Annotated in this window: 5 protein-coding genes and 2 pseudogenes; 2 read left to right on the top strand and 5 right to left on the bottom strand. The window is 40.1% G+C overall.

Annotated features, from left to right (window positions below; translation table 11 throughout):
* Positions 1-134: 134 nt before the first annotated feature.
* Both O9323_RS19840 and O9323_RS19835 read left to right on the top strand, forming a co-directional pair.
* Positions 135-473: pseudogene (locus tag O9323_RS19840) on the top strand (WD40 repeat domain-containing protein); the annotation flags it as partial.
* 394 nt (positions 474-867) lie between these two features.
* Complete coding sequence (locus O9323_RS19835) at positions 868-1,062, top strand: type II toxin-antitoxin system VapB family antitoxin (RefSeq protein WP_002752171.1); 195 nt, start codon at positions 868-870, stop codon at positions 1,060-1,062.
* 110 nt (positions 1,063-1,172) lie between these two features.
* On the opposite strand, the gene O9323_RS19830 is transcribed toward O9323_RS19835, so the two are convergent.
* The 5 genes and pseudogenes from O9323_RS19830 to O9323_RS19810 form a co-directional block, all read right to left on the bottom strand.
* On the bottom strand, positions 1,173-1,781 hold the full coding sequence (locus O9323_RS19830) for a PIN domain-containing protein (RefSeq protein ID WP_002752169.1): 609 nt from the start codon (positions 1,779-1,781) through the stop codon (positions 1,173-1,175).
* Positions 1,778-2,257: a hypothetical protein gene (locus O9323_RS19825; protein ID WP_008207308.1), complete on the bottom strand. Its 480-nt coding sequence runs from the start codon at positions 2,255-2,257 to the stop codon at positions 1,778-1,780. Before O9323_RS19825 ends, O9323_RS19830 begins: the two co-directional genes overlap by 4 nt.
* A gap of 20 nt (positions 2,258-2,277) precedes the next feature.
* On the bottom strand, positions 2,278-2,631 hold the full coding sequence (locus O9323_RS19820; protein ID WP_002752167.1) for a DUF5615 family PIN-like protein: 354 nt from the start codon (positions 2,629-2,631) through the stop codon (positions 2,278-2,280).
* A complete protein-coding gene (locus O9323_RS19815; RefSeq protein ID WP_002752166.1) occupies positions 2,628-2,864 on the bottom strand; it encodes a DUF433 domain-containing protein in 237 nt (78 codons plus the stop codon). The genes O9323_RS19820 and O9323_RS19815 overlap by 4 nt, the downstream gene beginning before the upstream one ends.
* Before the next feature lie 115 nt (positions 2,865-2,979).
* Positions 2,980-3,099: pseudogene (locus tag O9323_RS19810) on the bottom strand (IS5/IS1182 family transposase); the annotation flags it as partial.

The raw sequence follows: 3,099 nt of genomic DNA, 5'->3' as shown, positions 1-3,099 counted from the left end.
CTTAAATGTTTCAGGATATACTCCACAAAAGCGTTTAAACTCTTCTGGATTCAAATTTTTTACTTTTTCGTAAGTCATGGTTTTTCTGAGTGTTTTACTTTATTGTACATAATCAGTTCCTATTTTTGCAGGAGGTCTATTCACTAGCATATAGTCCCGATGGCCGCTATTTAGCTAGTGGTAGTAAGGACAGAACTATCAAAATTTGGGAGGTGGCAACAGGAAAAGGATTGCGTACCCTTACTGGTCATTCCGGGGTGGTTTTGTCAGTGGCATATAGTCCCGATGGCCGCTATTTAGCTAGTGGTAGTCAGGACAAAACTATCAAAATTTGGGAGGTGGCAACGGGAAAAGTGCGTACCCTTACTGGTCATTATATGACGTTTTGGTCAGTGGCATATAGTCCCGATGGTCGCTATTTAGCTAGTGGGAGTGCTGACAAAACTATCAAAATTTGGCGGGTGGGACAGTAAAGTTGTGTTGGGGGTGACAGCAATAACTTTTGTCTATCAAAAATGAGCGACACTTGCGGGAAACTGCACCGATGTCTTTAAAAATATTGGGTTTTGGCTCAAATTATTGAATCGAGCAGTTTTCTCCTAAATAGGGTATGCGGCAAAAAGTACGGGCGAAGCATTCGGATAGAAAATCTACAGTTTCACCGATAGGTTATTGTCCGAATGCTTCGCCCCTACAGGACGCGGGCCGATAAAGACGCAAGATTTTGAACGACGATTCTCTCACAATCTTGCACCTGTGGGAGCGAGAAAAGCCACAAAATCTCTACCTTGCTTACATCTCAAATTTATTCAGCAAACCCTATATAATGTGTATATTAACAATCTACTATACACAACTAGGAATAGGATGATGACTAACATTATCATTGATGACCAACTCATGGCTGATGCTCTTAAAGCTACTGGTTTAAAGACTAAACAAGAAGTTGTTGAATTGGGTCTTAAGACTTTGATTCGGCTCAAACAACAGGAGAAAATTAAAGCCTTTAAAGGTAAGCTTAAATGGGAAGGAAACCTTGAGGAAATGAGGCACAATCAATGATTCTTACGATGTCGTTAAAGAATGTTGGGTTTCGCTCAAATTATTAAATCGAGCAGTTTTCTCCTAAGTATTAAAGCGCTCAACTCAACCAAAAAGCTTGATCTCAGCTACTAGGACGATAACTGCGACTGAAGAAAACTGTAACCACGATCAAATCGGGGAATCATCCTACAGTTGAATTGATTCAGTTCTTCAACAATGTCAGGACTATCAAAGTCTTTTGAGTTTCGATTCAAAAAACACGCCTGCTGTGGCTGATAACGTCGTAAATGATGAAGTACCGAGGCATAGACAAGAGCATCTTGTGGCGTTAAATCATATATCTTTTCATAAGATGCTGCTTCGATTAAAATGTCAGCAGTAAGTGCCACAATTTCTCCTACCTTGAGGAGGCGTTCTCGATATTTATTAAAACGATGTCGTTCTTCTTCATTGCTTTGCACCATTAAACTAGCAATATCTTGAATACTCTTGATCCGACTTGCATAAGAAGCTGTGCGTGAAAGTTGACGTAACTCAGTATCTAGTAACTGTTGAAGTTCCCGACGACTCTTTGCTTGACGAGTCAGTTTTTCGTGAGGTTCAGCTAGACTATATGCTGGAATAATTAGTTTGGCTTGTCCTGTTTCACAAAGTTGCAGAATCTGCTCACAGCTTAGACACTGCTCTTGCTCGAAGGTTAGCTCTAAAACAAAATTTGTTTCAACATAGATATTCACGCCGCTGCCTCACGCTGAAATTTTCCTCCAGCTAAAGCAGCATACAACCCTGAATCAATCAACCAACGCTGAGAATCATCGAGAGCTTCAGGCGGCTTTTCAGAATAAATAATCTCTCCCAACCAAGAAGCAACAATTAGTTCAAGACTTTGCCTACTAATTTGGTCATTCGTTACCCCTGCTCGTTGAAAATAAGGCTGAAGAATGGGACTGGCATCAATCATATAACTAGGTTCACTCTGCTCCTGAAAAGCCCCAACATTACTCCATAAGTAAAATCTGTCAGGAAAGACCAGCAAAAAATAGGGAGCCTTGGCAAAAGTACCGTGTGCCAGAATATTGCGTCGGAGTTTTGCCGCCCATTCTTGGGATACGTTGGTTTTGCACTTGACCTCAACCACAAGAGCGAGTTGACCATTGCGGTTATTAACTGCTAAATCCCAGCCAGAAGCCATAAGATGAACTGATGAAACCATACACAGCACTCCGGGTAAAATTATTGATGAACGATGATTGAGTTGCGACTCATTTCTATTAAGGAATGTTGAGTAAAAAGTGCTTCTATTTGGGTTAGATTATTCTGAAATAATGCTTCTAATTCGACATTCGTAATATTACCAGTAGTCACTAGCAGAAGCTTATAAGGTTCTTGACTAATTAAAAATGAATCAAGAAAATCTCTGTCTTCGGTAATGACAATTCGATTTTGTTGAATTGAAAGAGCGTTAATTTCTGCATCTGTCGTGGCATTTTGTTGGGGTAAATCTTTAGTATGAATTGTATCGTGACCAGCAGCTTGCAAAAAACGAGCTAAACCAACTGGCAATTGGGCATCGACTAAAAACTTCATGGTGCAATTTGGTAGATGCTTTTTACCTGAGTTAATCGAGTGGCAAACAATAACGCGGCTAGAATATCCTCCCGTTCCAAATCATCGTAGTCGGCTAAAATATCTTCGATACTCATGCCAGAACTAAGTAATTCTAGGATAAATTCAACAGGATAACGCAATCCTCGAAGGCAAGGTTTGCCATGACAGATATTTAAATCGAGGGTGATTCGCTGCAAAAGTTGGTTTTCCATAGGTAATTCAGTTGCTTGTAATCGTCCAATCTTCTGCTCTTAAACCGGCAATTTGCCCAAAATCTGAGAGATTTCTCGTCAGCAGGATAGCCTGATTAGACCTCCTGCAAAAGTCTTATTCAGCTACTTGATTATAGCCTAAAGCAAGTTCGTAGTTGTAAATGCCAGCGATTAAATTAAATCTCAGACCAAAACGTCGTCTCCGATTCCTGTATCTTGATGATAAAATTCTAAA

The organism is Microcystis sp. LE19-131.1A (assembly GCF_027532015.1).
Classification (GTDB): Bacteria; Cyanobacteriota; Cyanobacteriia; order Cyanobacteriales; family Microcystaceae; genus Microcystis; species Microcystis ichthyoblabe_A.
This window is presented reverse-complemented; position numbering and strand designations above follow the sequence as displayed.